General features: G+C 33.9%; 15 protein-coding genes and 1 pseudogene. 4 read left to right on the forward strand and 12 right to left on the reverse strand.

The annotated features are described in order from the left end of the window. The 3 genes and pseudogenes from DD829_RS09320 to DD829_RS09330 all read left to right on the forward strand — a co-directional run. Nucleotides 1-350 (forward strand): annotated as a pseudogene (locus DD829_RS09320) (replication initiation protein); the annotation flags it as partial. Between the two features lie 40 nt (nucleotides 351-390). Further along, nucleotides 391-975 carry a ParA family protein gene (locus tag DD829_RS09325; protein WP_108410514.1) on the forward strand — a complete coding sequence of 195 codons (585 nt, stop codon included), beginning with the start codon at nucleotides 391-393 and terminating at the stop codon, nucleotides 973-975. Nucleotides 976-1,011: 36 nt separating this feature from the next. Beyond that, complete coding sequence (locus DD829_RS09330) at nucleotides 1,012-1,242, forward strand: hypothetical protein (RefSeq protein WP_116547694.1); 231 nt, start codon at nucleotides 1,012-1,014, stop codon at nucleotides 1,240-1,242. Between the two features lie 42 nt (nucleotides 1,243-1,284). Here the strand turns inward: DD829_RS09330 and DD829_RS23530 are convergent, their stop codons facing one another. The 12 genes from DD829_RS23530 to DD829_RS09390 all read right to left on the reverse strand — a co-directional run bounded on the left by DD829_RS23530 (nucleotide 1,285) and on the right by DD829_RS09390 (nucleotide 16,692). Next, nucleotides 1,285-1,422, reverse strand: coding sequence for a hypothetical protein (locus tag DD829_RS23530; protein ID WP_165814851.1), 138 nt, complete (start codon nucleotides 1,420-1,422; stop codon nucleotides 1,285-1,287). A 1,046-nt stretch (nucleotides 1,423-2,468) separates the two neighbouring features. Then, nucleotides 2,469-2,594 carry a hypothetical protein gene (locus DD829_RS24305; RefSeq protein WP_262497944.1) on the reverse strand — a complete coding sequence of 42 codons (126 nt, stop codon included), beginning with the start codon at nucleotides 2,592-2,594 and terminating at the stop codon, nucleotides 2,469-2,471. A 662-nt stretch (nucleotides 2,595-3,256) separates the two neighbouring features. After that, nucleotides 3,257-3,388, reverse strand: a complete 132-nt coding sequence (locus tag DD829_RS24310) for a hypothetical protein (RefSeq protein ID WP_262497945.1) — start codon at nucleotides 3,386-3,388, stop codon at nucleotides 3,257-3,259. Nucleotides 3,389-4,812: 1,424 nt separating this feature from the next. Then, on the reverse strand, nucleotides 4,813-5,217 hold the full coding sequence (locus DD829_RS09340; protein WP_116547695.1) for a hypothetical protein: 405 nt from the start codon (nucleotides 5,215-5,217) through the stop codon (nucleotides 4,813-4,815). Nucleotides 5,218-5,221: 4 nt separating this feature from the next. Beyond that, complete coding sequence (locus tag DD829_RS09345; protein WP_116547696.1) at nucleotides 5,222-5,635, reverse strand: hypothetical protein; 414 nt, start codon at nucleotides 5,633-5,635, stop codon at nucleotides 5,222-5,224. Next, nucleotides 5,632-12,429 (reverse strand): RHS repeat-associated core domain-containing protein, encoded by a 6,798-nt coding sequence (locus DD829_RS09350; RefSeq protein WP_108409089.1) that lies wholly within the window; start codon nucleotides 12,427-12,429, stop codon nucleotides 5,632-5,634. Before DD829_RS09350 ends, DD829_RS09345 begins: the two co-directional genes overlap by 4 nt. A 5-nt stretch (nucleotides 12,430-12,434) precedes the next feature. Beyond that, a complete protein-coding gene (locus DD829_RS09355) occupies nucleotides 12,435-12,899 on the reverse strand; it encodes a hypothetical protein (protein ID WP_108409090.1) in 465 nt (154 codons plus the stop codon). A 481-nt stretch (nucleotides 12,900-13,380) separates the two neighbouring features. Then, the gene (locus DD829_RS24460; protein ID WP_108409091.1) at nucleotides 13,381-13,590 is read right to left on the reverse strand and encodes a superinfection immunity protein; all 210 of its coding nucleotides are present in this window, start codon (nucleotides 13,588-13,590) and stop codon (nucleotides 13,381-13,383) included. Nucleotides 13,591-14,359: 769 nt separating this feature from the next. Next, entirely contained in the window at nucleotides 14,360-14,710 is a 351-nt protein-coding gene (locus tag DD829_RS09375) for a hypothetical protein (RefSeq protein ID WP_108409094.1), read from the reverse strand. A gap of 222 nt (nucleotides 14,711-14,932) precedes the next feature. Then, the gene (locus tag DD829_RS09380) at nucleotides 14,933-15,502 is read right to left on the reverse strand and encodes a hypothetical protein (RefSeq protein ID WP_108409095.1); all 570 of its coding nucleotides are present in this window, start codon (nucleotides 15,500-15,502) and stop codon (nucleotides 14,933-14,935) included. A gap of 21 nt (nucleotides 15,503-15,523) precedes the next feature. Continuing rightward, complete coding sequence (locus DD829_RS09385; RefSeq protein WP_108409096.1) at nucleotides 15,524-16,291, reverse strand: relaxase/mobilization nuclease domain-containing protein; 768 nt, start codon at nucleotides 16,289-16,291, stop codon at nucleotides 15,524-15,526. After that, nucleotides 16,285-16,692 carry a plasmid mobilization protein gene (locus tag DD829_RS09390; protein WP_108409097.1) on the reverse strand — a complete coding sequence of 136 codons (408 nt, stop codon included), beginning with the start codon at nucleotides 16,690-16,692 and terminating at the stop codon, nucleotides 16,285-16,287. Before DD829_RS09390 ends, DD829_RS09385 begins: the two co-directional genes overlap by 7 nt. A 1,005-nt stretch (nucleotides 16,693-17,697) precedes the next feature. On the opposite strand from DD829_RS09390, the gene DD829_RS09395 reads away from it, so the two are divergent. Beyond that, a partial coding sequence (locus DD829_RS09395; protein WP_133240941.1) for a replication initiation protein occupies nucleotides 17,698-18,375 on the forward strand: 678 nt, incomplete at its 3' end.

Here is an 18,375-nt window from a genome sequence, read left to right on the forward strand (position 1 = left end):
GAAAACAAATTTCTGAGAATACTGATATTGAATTAGATTATGAACTTAAAAAAAGAGGTAGGGAATTCTACTGGATCACTTTGCATATAAATTCTCAAAAGTTTAAGCAATTGGAAATTGATTTTGAAAAACCTTTAAATATTCAAAAATTCATATCAAAACTTGTTACTTATGGTTTAAATCAGGAACAGGCAGAACTAATTGCCGGAAAAGAAAAAGAAAAAGATTTTGACATCTTAATTACAGAGCTGAACGAAAAGATCAGGCAGAGAAAACTGAAGATTGAAAATTCTGTGGGATACCTGGTTGGTGTGTATCAGAAAAAGGGAATTTTGCCAGTAAAAAATTAATTTTATATTTGCATATAAATATATATACATATAAACATATATGCCTTATTTTATTCTCACTACACACCAAAAAGGGGGCGTTGGCAAATCAACGCTTACCTATAACCTTGCCGTAAATCTTAAAGACAAAGCAAAGGTTTGCATTGTGGATATGGACGTTCAGGGGTCTTTATCTGATTTTAAGGATTTCTCCCCTGTTCCGGTTCTTCCTCCAGACAAATTGCCGGAACTGAAAAATTCTGATCTTGATTTTGTTTTCATTGATACTCCCCCTTATCTATCCAATAAACTACCTGAGCTGTGCAACCTTGCGAATGTAATTATCATTCCAACAAAGGCAGGCGTTTTTGATGTTCTTGCAATCAGATCAACTATTGAGATTGTAAAACAATCTAAGGGAGAAAAAAAGGCTCTTATTGTGTTCAATATGGTTAAACCAAATACTTCTTTAACTGAAGAAATTAAAACTCAATTAAACGAATACAATATTACGGTGGCTCAAACAATGATTTCCGATCTGGTAGCTTTCTCTCGTTCTGCTTTACATAATGGAGTAGAAGAAAATAAAAAAGCTCTATCTCAGATTGAAGCATTAACAAATGAAATCTTAACTGTATTAGCATAAACATATAAGCATATGCATATATAAACATATAAATATATGAAAAAAAAAGACAATTCAACAATCAACTTATTAGGCAAAGTCCTTTCTCAAAAGGCAGTAACACCAATACAAGAAAATAAGAACGGTATTATAAAACCGATTGAAAAAACATTCCTTTTATCGCTTCCTGAAACAAAATTACAACAATTAAAACAGATGGCTCTTGATCAAAAAACAACAGTTCGAAATTTGATTAATTCTGCTATTGACGAAAAATATTTTAAATAAGAAAGTGCGAGGCAAGATTTTTCCCCTCGCACCTGAAGAAAATTAATCCTCAGATTCAAACCCTCCTTCAAACAGATTAAAAATTTTCAGATATCCTTTAAATTTTTTCTTTTTAAACAGTCCTATTCCGAATAGGACTAAAATTCCTACAATGAGGATGGCTAAGATAATCTCTAACATACTATTTTGTTTTAAAATTTTATCAATCATTTCTCTATCATAAATATTTAGGTTTTTCCTCAAAATCATCTTTGTGAAATATTTTAATTCATTACTCTGGATTTATCCCTTATCCGAAGCAAATAGAAAAAAACTTCTTCTCTTAAAAAAGGACATTTCTTGTAAGTGCTATTAATAAAGGATTTCTAATTTATTTCATGATTTTAAATAAAACTGTGACAAATGAAAGAGAATGGCTGAAATAAAGATAAAATTTGAAAATACTGTATGCTTTGCAATATATCTTTACTATCTAATGTCTTGGTACATTAAAATATTGACCATTTTTTTTGTCCTTTTTTGTGTGTATATATTTTATATTCATATGTTATGTTTATCTTTTTTGATTAATCTTTATTCCTGGCTTTTAGCAGACAGGATAATTATGCAAACATTATAAAAACATTTTTTCTTTTGTTCATTTTCTGTGTAACAAAGGGAAAAATATTCCGTTTTAAAAAAATACATTTATTGTAAACTACATACAATTTCCATCAATCTACACTAGATGACTTCCATTTTTCTGGCTTTTTTTTAGAAATTTTATTTTTGAGAATTTTAACAAAGGAACAACGAATGACAAGTGTTGTAAAACGAGCAGTCTGAGGAAGTGACGATTTAAAAATCTACTGAGAAGATCTGCGAAAAGCAAATTTAAAAAGAAACAAAACTTTCATCAATAAAAATTTATCCCGATTACATTTTTTTGTCACAATTTTACACACAATTATTTCAAAAAAACTTCAAAGACAGGGACATTCAAACAACATTACCAATTAAAATATTTATTAATGATGACTTGCTTTAAGAAATATAAAAAAGATTAACCATTGAAATTTTTTTTGTTTTAAAACAAAAATTTTTCCGGAAGTAATCGAAATTACTATATATTTGCATCATAATTATGTAATTTATTACGTAGTTTATTACGTGAGTTCTTTAAAAAAACAGAAGTAATTTTATACTAAAATAAAAAACTCCCTGTTGGAGCAGGGAGTCTAAATGGATTATTTAATTTCAATTTCGAAAACAAATACTCCGCCTTTTGGATGGTAAATTTTCTTACCATTCTTTGTAATAAACTTGGTAAAAATTCTTTTGAAATTTTTACCGTCTCTTTCAAAAAATTCCATAATAAAGGTTTTTTGGAAGATTAAACAATTACCGAACAACTCAGGGCGCAATCCTGAGTTGTTCTGTTCACAATCTCAGCATCTCTGCCACACGCAAAATAATTTTCCGGTATTGATCTTTGCAAAGATATTAATAATATTTCCTGTTTTTATCCATATTTTCATATTGTGTATGAAAAAAGATTATTGCACCTTTGCAGTCCCGTTTTAAGAGCGTGTTAAAACGCTTAAAAAGCGTATTTAAACACGTTTAAACGATATTTAAACGCACAACTTCGTTTTATGTGTTTAAATCGTTTTTTAGGGCTTTATATCGTTTTTTATATAATCTTATTTTAAGCATTCCTATTTCCTCAAAAACCACCACCAATTTTTACTAATTCATCTCCTCTTTTTAAGAGTCAGAAAAGCATTATGATTTAACATAAAGTAAATTATTGCCCTTTGCTGTTTTTTGTAAAGCATTGAAATTCAGACAATCCCTATCATTTAACATTTGAAGATTGTGTAATTCCTATAAAACAACAGCAAATTTTAAAAATACAGCAAAAAAAATTCTGTTAAAATTGCCTTTTAGCTACCATCTTCCGTACCGGGAATTACAATCATTTTATATAAAAAACCAAGTAAGAAATCTTACCTGGTTTCAATACCGGGGCGGTTTAATCCTCCGCCTCGATCCCCATTTTAAACGATTCATATTCGATGAATCCTTTAAATTTTCTCTTTGAGAGAATTCCGGCTGTGAAAAGGACAAACAGTCCGATCACTACAACGATGGTAAATGTTTCCATATATAAAAAAATTAAAAATTTATTTGTTTAATAATTGTCTTTATTATAAATATTCAGGTTTTTCCCAAAAGATCATTTTTGAGAAACTTTTTTTAAAAATTCCATTCTTCAGGGTTTTCATCCGCAAAAACAGCCTCCGCTCAAATACATCTCCGGAATAAAATTTTTTGCACGCATTCGTCGCTACCGAAAGCAGCACAAATAGATTAATTTCCCTTGGCTCCTGAAAGGACATCTCTTTATACATCTCTATAATCCCCATGAATAAAGGTTTTTTGTATTTTTTCCGGTTTTGAACAAAATATTTCCGCTATTAATATGGACTTAACCTGCATCAAAAACCTGGATTTTTTTCCATATCTTATATTATCCGTTTTTTGAACTTTTTATAAAATGTTTATTCAAAATTGAAATGACTTTTTATCATCCGGTAAATCATTTATTTGCTTCAAAGATTATTTCTTTGTCTGCATCAAAAATAATATCACTCTTCACCTTTTGCTGTTTTGCTTAATTCAGCATCTGCAGCATCCTAAAAGATGGTTTTGGAATAAAAATAAATTCTGAAACCAATGCCTTTGAGTATCAAAATAGTCTTAGGGCTTTGAGACACCTGAAAAGGTGGATTTTTAAAATCCATTTATTTATCATCCGGAACAAATAGAAAAAATTCCCGGCTCCTCTAAAAGAACATCTCTTGCAAACACCATCAATAAAGAACTTTTACAATAAATAGCTTTGAAAAAATATTTCTTCTACTATTAAGGATTATCCCGCATCAAAAACCTGTTTTCTTTATTCCCTATATTATATTTATCAGTTTTTTATTAAATAATTCCGAATCTTTACACATTCTGTTAATCCATAAAAATAAAATCACCTGAAAACCGTCTTTCTTTTTCTTTATTTATTTCGGAACAAATAGAAATATTACTCAGATCATACGAAAGGACACCGTTTTTTAGTTTCATTGAATCCCATGAATAAAGGAATATTTCCAAATTTATCGTTAACTTAATTTGGTATAGCTGATGCTTTAAAAGTTTTTTGACAAATGTCTTAAGACATCATCAGAATTCGTGTTACATCAAAAAATTCAACCATTTTTTTGACTATTTTTTGTGTAAACTTATTTATTTGTGCCGTTCGGAAAATTTTAAACAAAGGAGCAACAAATGTCAAGCGTTTTGAAAAAACGAGAAGGCTGAGGAAGTGACGACTGAAAAATTTCACTGGATGAATATTAGAGAGGTCAGCTCACGAAAAGTAAAAAAATCGCGTTAAGAATAAAATCTATTAAAATATAATTCCTATAGATAAAAACATTAACGTGCTATATTTTCGTTTTGTTGGCTACTCAAAATACAAAACCCACCGCAAAATAAATTGTGGTGGGTTTTAATTACTACCTTATCCTATATTTATTATAGAGCAGATCCTATATTATTTTTTTTACAATGATTTTCATAAGAAAGTCCAATTATAGATTTTTTATCTGTTATTAAAACTTGTTCATTTGATTTATCCTCATGCTTTTCAATGTTTCCATCTCTCCAATGAATTATTAATCTTTTTAAAGAACTCGTCTTTACATCACAATTGATCTGAATATAATACTCTGTAAATGCTGTTGATGGATCATTTTCAAAAGTATTTTCGATTTTTTGCCAAACATATACTTTGTTGCCATCTTTACTGCTGAGCTTCTCATATATTTTGTTTTTATAACTATCACTGGCTAAAAACTCGTATTTATCCGATTTTTGACTATATACTAAACAAGATGCAAATGAGCATATGATTGGTAATAACATTTTTTTCTTTATCATCGAATTAATTATTTAATATTAAATCATTAATAGTTGTGCTATCAATAGATATTGGCACATCATTCAGCTTCCATCCTTTTTCAGGAGCTATGGATTGATTATTTATAGGATAAATATCCAAAATAACATTGTTTTCAGGTTTTATAGAATCAAAAACTAATAGATATTTTTGCCCTTTTTTTAAATCCATGTTTATAGTATTGGAATATTGTCTATTACTTACAAAATATTCATAATCTACACCTATACCATTAGTGTTTTTATGATGCCAATCACTAATAGCTTTTGCTATAGTAAATTTTTGTCTTTTTGATATATTCTTAAGACTATTTAAAGAACTTAAGTACCAATAGCCAATTAAAATAATAAGTATTGAAAGTATAACCAAATGAAAATATTCATCAATTATTTTTCTCATTTTTTAATCTTATTTTCAATTACAACATCTGTAGTGTTAAAATACAATCCAGGCAGTAAAGTCGTTCCAAAATAACCACTTAATGCTCCACTTGTAAAGCCATTATAGTTGGCTACCCCCATACCAAACATTCCTGTAAATGCTTTAGTCGTATTTACTCCTAAATCTTTTAAAAACCCTTTTCTTCCTCCATCATAGAAAGATGTTCCAAAATTATTTATCATATTCCCTCCATAATTAAGCCATCCTACTTTAACGGCACTTGCTCCTTGCCCCCCTCCAATAAATGCATTAATCATTGTCTGTTTCCAGTCTATTTGTCCTTTTATAGCTGCCTGTAATGTCATATCTGTACCTCCTCTAATTAAAGAATTTACTAAATAACTTGTAGCTGATTCCCCTGTAAGTGTAGCAACATATGAACCTACAAAAGGCGATAAGAGCATACCTCCAAACATTAAGTAAAAATTTCTTTCTACTACATCCGCTTTTGTTCTATGGACTTCATTATAAAAAAATGCTCTATTTTGTTGAAAATTCCAATCTCCTAAAGCTCCAGTAATTTTGCTTGCCATGAGATAGCTATTATAAGCATCCTCTCCTCTTCTACCTTTCAATACAACTTCTTCAATATCAATCATTTCATAGGTTGGAACTCCAATACTATATAGATAATCTTCAAACGTTTCTCCTGCTCCTGTTCCTGTTCCTGATGCTCGTATTGATCTAGTTCTTGATGCAGAATTTAAATTAGTAGACGTAATCCTGTTATCAAATACGGTGCTTGTAAAGCCTATTCCGCTAATAGTTCCACTTAGAAAATTAGAACCAGAGAAGGCTGAACTTAAACCTCCCGATACAATCCCTGGAAGCATACTTTTAATAGCGCCTGGATTACTTGTAATATTTCCTAACGATCCAGAAATGGCAGCTCCTCCAATTGCTCCTCCAAGAACTGCGCTCCAAGTGTTCTGCCAATCCCATTTTACAGGATTTAATTGTCCGCCATTTGCCTGCACTCCGCTTATATACCCTCCTGCTAAAGCTCCTGCAAACCACCACCAAAATTCTCCATCAGGATCACTGTACATCATCGGGTTGTTCATTACATACCCATATTTATTATAGTTTTGGGTATTGGTAGGATCCTGTATGTTTTCATCCGCATTCAGAAACCTTCTGAGCAGAGGATCATACAGTCTTCCGTTCATGTGGATGATGCTTACCTCTGAAAGATGCTCATGACTTGTGTACCCTCTGTCGATGAGTAGATAAGTTGTAGCAATCTTATTTTTCTCTGTAATAACAGGATCTTTTCCTATTTGAAGATGTGTAAGATTTCCCCAGGCATCAAAATGTCTCTGTTCCAGTTTATTTCCATCTGCATCACTTATCGCTAAGATACTGCCTAAATAATCTTTGTGCAAGAACTTATAAGATCCTTTTTCTCCTTTATAATCTTTTAAATAGATAATACTGCTTTCATACGGTGTTCCTCCGATATAAATGATATGCTTTTCACTGCCTGTTTCATTGTTTCTTACGATTTCAAAGCTTCCATTCTCACTGTAAAATTTGCTATATGCTCCATCATTACCCGGTTCGAAATTTCCACCGTAGGACATCTTCTGTCTCATTGCTGTAAGTCCGTACATAAATCCTACATCCCCTTTCTCTCCGTCTATAAATACAGGATCGTTATTTTCATTATAGCTAATCTTCTGGATCAAATCGCCATTGTAATTTTCAGCTCCCTGTTGGTTTAATGTCATTCCTGTAGGCTGATAGATCTTCGCAGAATTCTCGTACTTCATCACTCCTACCTGATCGTTATCCATAATTCTGCCCTTCACATCATACACATTTCTGTTTGCCGATGGTTTTACTCCGGTAACAGGATCAGTCCAGTTAATAAGACGGTTGTTGTCATCATAATCAAAAGATTCTATAATATTAAAATCCCCTAATGTCTTTCTGTCTACCAGTTCATTTTTGATGGCATTAAAAGAATAATAAACCTCAAGAAGCTTCGGTTTTACGACTGAAGAATGGTGAATTTCTGTTAAGAAACCATTGGCATCGTAGCTATTATTAATATCTACCGCTCCTAATTTAGCTTCCAAGGTCTGTCCTTTAGCATTCGTATTTGTAAGCTTCCATAAGGTTTTCCCGGAATTAGCATCCCTAACTTCGGACAGCTCTCCGCTCCAGTCGCTGTATATATTTTCAAGATTGGCTGTCGTGGTCATTCCGGAAGAAATCAGTTCTTTCTCATAAGAAACCACCCTTCCTTTCTGGTCATAGGTTAATCCTTTGTGGGAGTAGGTTCTTCCGTTGCTGTTTTCTGTTGAAGACAACAGGCGACCGTGAGGATCGTAAGTAAAGGCTGAAGAAAAAGTCTGTCCGCTTACAACACCTGATTTTGCGGTAAGCAATCCTTTTGGACTGTAGGTAAAGGAAATCATTTTATCGGTGCTTTGTCCTCCGTCTATGGTAGAAAACTCTTTCTGGGAAACAAGCTGTCCGAAATTATTATATGTATACTCTTTAGTTCCTTTAGGACTTATTGTCTTTTTTGCCCTTCCAAAACCATCATATTCATATTGATACACACCATTCGAAGGATCATTAAATTCCGATTTTCTACCCCATGAATCGTACTTTGTTACAACGCTGTTTTCTCCATATTTAGCCTTGATCTGCTGTCCTGCTGCATTATACGAGAACTGTATGGTTCCCCCTTTGTCGGTCGTGGAAACAACATTACCTAAAGCATCTGTTGTTTTGGTAGTGGTTCTTCCGTAGCCGTTCAGTTCTTTAACGGTTGTAGTAGAGCCTGTAATTTTAGATTCGGTCTGTCTACCGTTAAATGCCGTAGTGGTTACTTTAGTAGGATATACGGTATCGTCATACGCAATGCTATTCCACTGAGATGGGCTCTGCCCTTCAAAATAAGGTTCGGATTCCGATATCTTTCTACCCAGCGCATCGTATTGAGTTTCCTGTGATACAAACTGCCCCTGCCCGAAAGCTTTGGTTGATGTTTTGTAAACCTGCCCGAATTTATTGGTGAATTTCTTAGACACGTTTCCGTCCGGATCATTTTGGGTAACGGTAACATTCAAATTATTGTCCTTTTCATATTGGTAGGTGGTGATTCCTCCAAGACTGGATTCAGATGATACCAATTTCCCCCATGCATCGTATGAATTGGTAATACTGTTATCGAACGGATCGGTCTGGATTACGACCTGCCCATTGTCATTATAAGAAATATTGGTCTGTAATCCCAGATTGTCCGTTTGTTTGACCACAAACCTTCCGTCATTGCTATATTCCCAAGAAGATGTTATCGTTTGGGAATCCATGCTGTTACCTGATACTTTCTGAATAATATTTCCGAAACCGTCATACGTAAAAGTTTCTAAAGCATAGGCCGTATTCCCCCAGTTCCATTTTTTTAAGGTTTTAAGCCTGTTGTTTTCGTAAGTATATTCTTCTTTCTCCGATTTTGTATCTCCGTAAGCACTTACACTTTCTGTTTTCGAGGTGACGCGGCCTATATAATAATCGGAACCTGTTCCTGAAGGATTATGAGTGTAAATATAATCGGAAGTCTTTACAGAGTAAGATGTGTTTATTTTTGATATACTCTGTACAGGAAGATAATACTGTCCGTAGGTAATGGTATTTTCAGCGACCGTATTGGTAAGGAAATCTTTTGCCTTTTTTGTTTTCGGAACAATAGCGGTAACCACTTTCGCTTTGTCGGCATCAGGAACAATAGTAACCGGCTGTCCGTTTAAAAGCTTATCAACCTGATAAGTTGATGATTTAAAGCTTAGTAACTGGGTATTATTCTCGGAAATGTCCGCAGGAAAAATATTCGCTTCGCTGTTGGTTCTGATCGACCATTCCTTCACCGGAACTCCTTCATTCAAAGGATCAATTTCCAGTCCCGACCAGATTTTAGTATTCTCAAAACCTTCTGTGTACCATGAAGAACGTGCGCTCTGGCGAAAACCGATCATTCCTCTTCCCAATATATTGGAAGTAAGACCTCTGTATCTGAAATCCTGTCTCAGCTTTTTATTGGAGCTGGTAGTTTGCTGAATATCTGAAACCACATACATTCCGGAAGACTGATTGATCTCAACATAGGGATAGTTTTCAGTCTTAACACCATCATATAATCCAGGATTTATTGTCTTATCCAGTTTTTTATATGTAATTTCGGTTGTAATACCACCTTGCTCAATTTTCTTAATTCTGGCTCCTTTGGCAAGATCAAAAAATGATTGTGAAAATACTCTCTGTGCTTTTCCAAAATCATGGTTCATAGGTACCGCAGACACAAAAACCATTCTCTTTAACATCCCTCCGGTCCACTGATCTGCCGATAGTCCAATCATATCTTCAGAATTTGGTGCAAATTCTGAATTGATATTATTCTCATTCAAATAAACTGTACCTCCTACTCCATAACTACCAGTGATATAAAAAGTATTACTCTCTACTGTGTAAAATCCATCAGTTGATGATAGAACAGTCATTATTACGGAAGCAGATTTATTGTATTTCACCGATTGATTATTGTCCTGAGTAGAGGATTTTGTATATCCCTTCGTTGACTGTAAACCTATAACTTCTGACTTTCCATCATTATTAATATCATACGAACAAATAACGGTAGGATTACTGATCTTAACATTGTCATTAAAATCCTTATTTACTGTACGGTTTGTCTGTGGAATAATAAATTTTACATCCTGCCGATCAAAACCATCGGCTCTGGAAATATACTTGTTCCACAATTTAAATCCATAGTAAGGAGTACCGCTATTACTAGTTTTGGGTATAAGAAGATCACTTAATCCATCACCATTAAAGTCACCAACAACAGCATCACTCCAGGATCCTTCCAGTATCTGGTCATTTGCAATTTTGAAAGGTGCTATATTTGACACATACTTATTTTGACTATTCTTTGAAAATGTAATAAGTTGTGGTTTATTATTGGAATCAAGTTTTAGGAAATCAATAATACCACTACCATCAAAGTCGCCGATTTTATAAGTCTTAAATGGATCTTCTCCGTTAGTGGGATAAAGGTCAACCGTATAATGCCAATCATCATTTTGAATCGTCTCATCCAAATCAATAACAATATATTTTTTGAAATTATTACATGTTTGTCCCGGAAGAATATTTTCGCTGTCGGTATTAAAAGTATTCCCACTGGACGAACGCATACCCACTAGTGGATTATTAGGATCTGTTGTACTGTTTGTGCAGATTCTGTAATTCATTTGAAGGATCAGTTCGTTTAACCCATCTCCATTCAGATCTACGTTGGTTAATCCCAGAATCGTTGCTAAAGATGTCCCAATAGGATCAAACTCGTCCGGATCAGAATTATATCTTTCTATATCAGGTATTATTTTTGTAAAATCTAAAATCAAGGTATTGTTGTCTGAGACTGTATAAAATGAAAATTCCAGATCTTTTTTACCGGTAGATGAATTAGTGATTTTTTTATAACCAACCAATCCCTGCCGGTTATGGATGAGACTTGTCTTTTTAAAATTAATTGGAATGAAGTCTTTTAATCCCTGTAAGGAACTATTGATATAGATTGGGTTTTCTGTATTATATGTAATAGAATAAAAGTCTTTGTATAAATAAACTCCAGTCTGTGGTATGCGTGCTGATGTTACAGCATGATATCTTAACATATCAAGCTTACCATCACCATCAAAGTCTCCAACTACGTCTGTATCACGATTTGGTTGCAGTGAAGTACTATTTGACTGATTAAAAATAATCCATCCATTTGCCGTATAGTCCACTGGTTGGTCATAAGTAAACTTTACAGGATTTGAATTTTCACCATTACTGTTGAAAACTGATATATTATCTATATATCGGTATTTTGTCTGCTGTACATCCTGTACGTACGAGATATTATAGTTCTTATACTGATTACCATTGGAAAAGACCACCACAGATTCCAATATTTTCTGCTGAACAAAGGGAATTCCTTTAATGTAAGCAGTCTCTCGGTTTGGACTATTAGGATATATGAATTCAATTTTATTGAAATGCGGTTTATTCAACATTTCATTTCCCCCCCACTGTATCCTGCTTATCACTGCAGTGTTTTCGTTGAGTGAATACTCATAGCTTATATAATTACCATCAATATCTTTCTGCTTAACAATATTGTAATCAATCGGGGTTCTTGCCATACTGGCTCCGGATGTTATTGCTCCATACCATTCTTTTGAACCGTTTTCATAAGTGACCTCCCAATATTCGGGACCTTTCCACATTTCTCCAGAAATAGATCCAATAGATTTTATTTTGATATTTGAATACTTTTCAGTTACATATTCCGCTCCGTCCTTTCCATATTCCCCCGATTTTAAAATAAGTCTTTGCCCATTAAAACTGTAAAAGTCCGAATAGTCCAGTTGCACTCCTTTTGTAATACCATCCTTTTCAAGATTTTTACCAATTCTGGAGATAGCCGTTAATCCTGAAATATTCCAATTATACCCTGCAATCCCACTTCTTCCCGAACTATTGTAAACAAGACTGACTTTAGGAGTCATTCCTTTCACTCCGGGCGGCGTATCTATATTCATTGTATACTGTAGTTGTCCGGCACCTGTCACTTCAATATTTCCTTTGGTGTCATGAAATTTCTGCTGTGGAGTTGTCTGTGAAAAAGCAAAAAGAGATATGCTTGACAACAGGACTGAAAATAATTTCTTTTTTGTACTGTTTTTCATTTGTGTTATCTTTTGGTTATGTTTTTACTGAAAACTCTTCCATCTTTTAGGGTAAATCTCAGAACATACACGCCCCAATCGTAGCCTGTCATGTTAATCTTGATCTGTTTGTTTAAATCAGGAAGGTTCTGCTGTTGAAATTTCCAATGAACGGTACTGTGCTGGTACAGTGATACCGATTCAATAAGCCTGTCTGCTTCATCTGTCCAGTCAATGGTTAAAAAGTCATTTACTGGAACAGGATACAGTCTTATTTGCTTCCAGAATGATTTTTCATCAATTATTTGGGATGAATTTACGGTTGCTGTCCTCGACTGAGGATCTGATGTTGACAAAGCCCGTTTGCCGTTGATATCCGTTCCACGGTATCTTTGGTTACCTGCTTCATCATACTTGAAATAAATTTCGGTTTGTGAGAATCCGAAGAAACCTATTAATAACGATAATAGGGAAAATGTTTTTTTTCTCATGTGATAAATTTTAATGATTATTGTTTTTTAGGAAAACGTGCAAAAATAATGAATAGAAAACTTTTCATCTTGTTCTTGAAATTGTTAACTTATCCTTATTTTTTACACTCCATAAAAATACCATATTTTTTCAGATTGTTTTTTTTAATTGTGTATTAAACACTGTTGTTCATTTGTTTCACCCTTTTTTATTTTTTTAATTAAACTGTTGATCCGTAAATCGGATTTTACTTTCTTCAGCAAAGCTACTCCCCGAAAACGACAAAACATGACGTATTATTATAAGAGATGTATTTTTTCTGAAAAAGGTTGGATGTGCTTGAGCTATTGATTAATTTTTTACTTTTTACATGTACACTTTCACATTTTTAGGTTGATCCGGAACCTCTTGATTCCTGAAGTTTTCCAGGATAATTATATCTGCTTCCGGTTCATAAAATGCGGGGTTACTCTCTCCCTGTAAAACACAATTTACTGTTTCCTAAGAAACGGCTTTCCAGAAAGAGAGCCACCAGCCATACACGGTCCATCCAAAAAACAGATTAATCAGTAATACGGTAAAAAATTTCCATTTAATAATCGGGGATCTGACCAGCGCCAGAAGACTCGGTATAAAATAAACGCAGAAAAGAATCTTAAAAAAAAGTGATCCGTCGGATGGGGGATGCGTTACGGTGAGAATTGTTGTCATGTCTTTAAGAATTTAAAGAGCGTGGAACTGAAGCCAATCCGTCAAAGAGGTACCGCTAAGAACCCACAGTCCGGATATAACTTACAGCCCACGCCGATATAAGACATGGGCGTAAGCCTATCGAATTTGGACTGTTTTGAAAATTAGCGGTTTTCTTTGACCAAAACGACAGCTTACGCTTTACGTTAATTTTTTATTTACTTCAGCAAATATAACATTATTCCTTTAGCTTGCTATTTTTTTATCTGAATCCATTTCTTACATATTACCGGAAATAAAAAAGACAGCTCGTGAAGGCTGTCTTTAAAAAACACAAATAACGAAAAAATTACAACTTGTGTAATTCTTTTATCTGATAAATATAAAAATATTCCCAGAATGTATTTGATAAAATTTATAATTTTTGAAAAATACATGAATAGGCGAAGCCGATATATACGTAATGCTCTACGTCCTGAAGGCTTCCCTGTATTCCTCCGGATCAACAGTTCCGGAAGAAAAAAAAATTTATCCCGGGAACAAATCCGATTCCGGAATTTGCCCAGCTCTCAGCACTCAAAAAAATGGAGCAGATCTGCTCCGATATCTTCCAGAGAAATTTCTACGGTCACCTGTTCCGGAAGACTTTAAAAAGTTTTATATTGCAGACGAAATAATTCCTTCTTGAGGAAAAATCATGGTATAGAAAGGCATAGCTAATCAGCTCTGCCTTTTATTTTGTTGATTATTGAATACTGCCCGAACTTAATTTTAACCTGTTTTCAAGGCTTTAAAAAAGCGCTCTATATTTATCGTATTCTATAATTCCCATTTTTTCTATGATGAAATCTTCCATATGGATATCTCTTTTTTCTCTCACATAACGGGTAAAGGATAAAATGTTTTTACAGCCTTCAAAACCTTTGGAATGCATATCTTTTCTAATATTTTCTTGCAATCCTTCTAACCACTCCGTATAATCCTCAAAAGTAGGTTCTATGGGTAAATTATGATATAAGTAACTGGCGTTACCATAAGAAAATAATACACCGTGATATTCTTTGTCTTTTTCAGGAAGATTATTAATAAATTTTTCCTGTTCGATATTGCATTCTTCTAAGGGATGTTTAACACTTATCATAATATAAAGATATAATTTTTATAAATACCGAAATTTCATTTCCAGTTAATACTTCTATTCATACCCCAAGTTCCGACCTCTACTCCTTCTTCATACTTTACAAAAAAAAGTAAACACAAAATTATTAATGTTACTATTATGAAAATATACAACTTCTTTTTCTTCATGTTTTTTTTTGATCTTAAATATTAATTTCCTCGTAATAAAAGTTGGAAATGATTATTATTTCTTCCCTTTTTTAAAATCCTGATAGCCTCTGTAATAAATTTCCAGAGATTCACTATCCTTTGGATTTGATTTCTGCCACGCTCTGAGAACCTGCGACTGTTCTACATAACCATCCCATTTGGATTTTTCTACAATAATCTTGTCGTTATTTTCTATTTCCTGAAAAACCCGCGCCCTGATCTCTTGTTTTGTCCTTACGCTCTCTTGATAATATTTCATTCCGGAATATGCTCCGAAAATCCCCAATCCCCACCCTGACAACATGACAAACAGGGAAATATACAGCACCGGTTTATAGTGTTTAAAATAGTCCTTGTAGGATTCAAGTTTCTTCAGATCTTCCGGAGAGATCCCAACCCTGATATCTACGACACTTTCTTTAAGTTCCTTCAGGCTGTGATCGATCAGCTCTCGGCTCTCTTGCAGTTTGCCGTCAATTCCGGAAATGCCGGAGTATAATTTTTGGGTTTCTTTTTGCAGGGCATTAGTAGCCTGTTTTAAATCGTCTACAACAGCTCTTGGGTCAAATTTTCCCGGATTCTGATTGTTGTTATTTTCTTCCATAATTTTATATGTTTTACTGTTTTATCTTGATATTCCCCTGTATTTGCCCAAATTGTTTTCAATATCTAAGGCGATTTCTCTAATCTTTAATTTAGGGTCTATTTCACTTAACTTAAAACCCTGTTTGCTTACTTTTTCCAAAACGGAGGGGTTTGTGCTGATATCAGCTTTCGGGATAATTCTTGCCCCATTTAAGCCTTTGGAGTTCTCGTTGAGCTGCATAATGTAGCCCCGCATATCCATTCTTGAAACAAGCTCGTCCAAACTTTGGCTCTGCTCTTTTTCCTCGAGAAGTATGTTTTTTATTTCTGCTTTCTTTTCTCCGGAGAGATCACGGATCGTCTTCCAGTTCCGAGCCTTTGATAAGGCTTCAGCGTGTACGGTAGCTCGCTTTCCAATATGGTGGCTCGTTACCTGATTGTTGCCGTGAAAATCAATCCTGTTCGCTATGATATGCAGGTGCTTGTCATCCGTTGATTGATGCAGATGCACTAAATACTGATTGTTTTTCCCGATTTTCTCTTTTTTTAAATAGTCCTCCGCCAGTTTTGCCCAGTCCTGAAGACTTAAATTTTCGCTGTATTCCTTTGGGGGAGAAATCACCGCAGTAACGTGTTTTTTTTCCGTTCTTGTATTTCGATCAGCAATCTGTTTAAATTCTTCAAACAGCTCTTTCGGCTTCTCTCCGAAAAGTCCGTTCCGGCACACTTCTACGCTCTGCTCTTTGTCGCTCTGCTGGTACTGGATCGAGCGGGAACTGATATTTCTTGTCGATGCGGAGATTACCATTTGATATGGGTTTTTATTCCTTTGATCGCTTCTTCTATTTCTCGGAGCAGTCCCGATCTTTCCTCTGGAGTGAAAATTTCCCTCTTCATATAATTGGAAATTCTCCGGAAGTGGGTCGCATACTCAGTCAGCAAGATATTTTTTTCATAGTCCGGAAGTTCTTTTTCCAGTAAAATAATCCGGCTGTAATCCGTGAGCTTCAGCTTTTTTTTATCCGCTCTTTCTTTTAGCTTTTTCATTTCCTGTACGGTAAAACGAAGGGCTAACCGCTCAGATTTTGGGGCAGCCAGTTTCGGGCGACCTCCAAGCTTTCCGCGTTCCCGATATTGGTTTTGTCTATCAGCTTTTGCAAATGCTTCAGCAAAGAAAGAATCCCAATCTTCTATATTTTCTTCTTCCATACGTTGCCTTTATTTTGTATATTAGAATCTCAAAATAATTTTTTCTTATTAATAATTTTTTTCATAATCAGGCTCTCCAAAAATGGAGAGTTTTTTATTTCTGCACTTTGTTTTTTCCGACTATAAATATGGTCTCAGGCACAGCCTGTCCTTAACGGTATGTTGGTACGTTTATGACGATAGGAATAAACCAAGTGGTCCTTTTGTGGCGGAAACCGGAAACGTAACGAAGTGTAGTTGTAGGTTTTTGACGTCAATAGGTACTACTTGCCCGTATTATATACTAAATATTTAACGCTAATTTACATAATTTCCTTTTATCATGCAACATAAGCCTATTTTAATCAGGTGCAGCTCCTCCTGTTCCGGAACCTCGCTCAGTTCTACCCTCTCAGAAAATCACTTAGAAATGGAATACTTCAGATCAGCTCACTGACCTTAAGCCGAAATGAAAACACTCCAAACATTCTGCAAAAAAGAAAGGGTAAAAAGAGAAAAGCTGAAGGGAAAATTTTGGGAACGATATCGCCCTGATCAGAGAGCCGGGCAGCTCACATTTTCAGCACTCAAATAATAGAATTTATCTATTAAAATTTATTATGTAACGCATAACAACCGCGCACCCAGGTCGACTTATAAAAACTCGTTTTTCGTTCTTTTTGTTTTCATTCATCACGCACATGACAGGATGGCAGAAAAATTTTTTCACAATAGATCAGATAAAATTCCTTTTGAACAAACGTTATTTTTAAAAGATTTATTACTTTATTATTTTATTATTTTAACACCTTACAAATATTTGATTTTCAATAGTTTATAAATTTTAAAACGACTTTTTATAAGCTAAAAACGACTTTTTATAAGCTAAAAACGACTTTTTATAAGCTAAAAACGACTTTTTATAAGCTAAAAACGACTTTTTATAAGTTTATTTCGCTATTTATTTATGACAGATGTTTTTATATGTCGTTTTTGTTTCTATATTTGTTTTTCAAAATTTAAATCATGGAATTAATTGATTCTAATTCTTCAGATAAACTAGTTTATCAACATAACGTAATAACATCCGGAAGATATGATTATTCTGCTTGTATGCTTGATATTCTTTTTATGGTGCTTTCCTGCCTTGAAAAAGATAAATTAGAGTATACCATCCATACACATGATATTGAAGAAATAACAGGTCGTAAATGGAACTATAAGCAACTAAGAGATGCAACAGCAGAAATAGGTAGCAGACTATTTGAAATTGAAACTCCTGAAAGATATCGTCAACTTTGGTTATTTGAATATGTTGATTACATGAAGGGAACAGGTTCTTTTAATATAAAAATCAATGAAAGCGCTAAACCTTACTTCTTTGATCTGAAAAATAATTTCACAGCTCTGCAGTTAAAATCTGTATTAAACTGCTCTTCAAAGTATGCTAAAAGATTATATGCTATTGCTCGACAATGGCGGAGCGTTGGAACAAAGCGTTTTGAAATTCAAGAACTGAAACAAATGCTTGGATTGATCGACAAAAAAGGGAATGAACAGTTTGAAAGAATAAGCGATTTTAAAATCAAAGTTCTTGATATCGCTAGAAAACAAATTTCTGAGAATACTGATATTGAATTAGATTATGAACTTAAAAAAAGAGGTAGGGAATTCTACTGGATCACTTTGCATATAAATTCTCAA

This window comes from Chryseobacterium sp. HMWF035, assembly GCF_003094695.1.
Classification (GTDB): domain Bacteria; phylum Bacteroidota; class Bacteroidia; order Flavobacteriales; family Weeksellaceae; genus Chryseobacterium; species Chryseobacterium gambrini.

Excerpts from the sequence above, each read along its gene's own strand:
- DD829_RS09325 (WP_108410514.1), top strand. The coding sequence starts at position 391 with ATGCCTTATTTTATTCTCACTACACACCAAAAAGGGGGCGTTGGCAAA.
- DD829_RS09330 (WP_116547694.1), top strand. The coding sequence starts at position 1,012 with ATGAAAAAAAAAGACAATTCAACAATCAACTTATTAGGCAAAGTCCTT.
- DD829_RS23530 (WP_165814851.1), bottom strand. The coding sequence starts at position 1,422 with ATGTTAGAGATTATCTTAGCCATCCTCATTGTAGGAATTTTAGTCCTA.
- DD829_RS24305 (WP_262497944.1), bottom strand. The coding sequence starts at position 2,594 with ATGGAATTTTTTGAAAGAGACGGTAAAAATTTCAAAAGAATTTTTACC.
- DD829_RS24310 (WP_262497945.1), bottom strand. The coding sequence starts at position 3,388 with ATGGAAACATTTACCATCGTTGTAGTGATCGGACTGTTTGTCCTTTTC.
- DD829_RS09340 (WP_116547695.1), bottom strand. The coding sequence starts at position 5,217 with ATGATAAAGAAAAAAATGTTATTACCAATCATATGCTCATTTGCATCT.
- DD829_RS09345 (WP_116547696.1), bottom strand. The coding sequence starts at position 5,635 with ATGAGAAAAATAATTGATGAATATTTTCATTTGGTTATACTTTCAATA.
- DD829_RS09350 (WP_108409089.1), bottom strand. The coding sequence starts at position 12,429 with ATGAAAAACAGTACAAAAAAGAAATTATTTTCAGTCCTGTTGTCAAGC.
- DD829_RS09355 (WP_108409090.1), bottom strand. The coding sequence starts at position 12,899 with ATGAGAAAAAAAACATTTTCCCTATTATCGTTATTAATAGGTTTCTTC.
- DD829_RS24460 (WP_108409091.1), bottom strand. The coding sequence starts at position 13,590 with ATGACAACAATTCTCACCGTAACGCATCCCCCATCCGACGGATCACTT.
- DD829_RS09375 (WP_108409094.1), bottom strand. The coding sequence starts at position 14,710 with ATGATAAGTGTTAAACATCCCTTAGAAGAATGCAATATCGAACAGGAA.
- DD829_RS09380 (WP_108409095.1), bottom strand. The coding sequence starts at position 15,502 with ATGGAAGAAAATAACAACAATCAGAATCCGGGAAAATTTGACCCAAGA.
- DD829_RS09385 (WP_108409096.1), bottom strand. The coding sequence starts at position 16,291 with ATGGTAATCTCCGCATCGACAAGAAATATCAGTTCCCGCTCGATCCAG.
- DD829_RS09390 (WP_108409097.1), bottom strand. The coding sequence starts at position 16,692 with ATGGAAGAAGAAAATATAGAAGATTGGGATTCTTTCTTTGCTGAAGCA.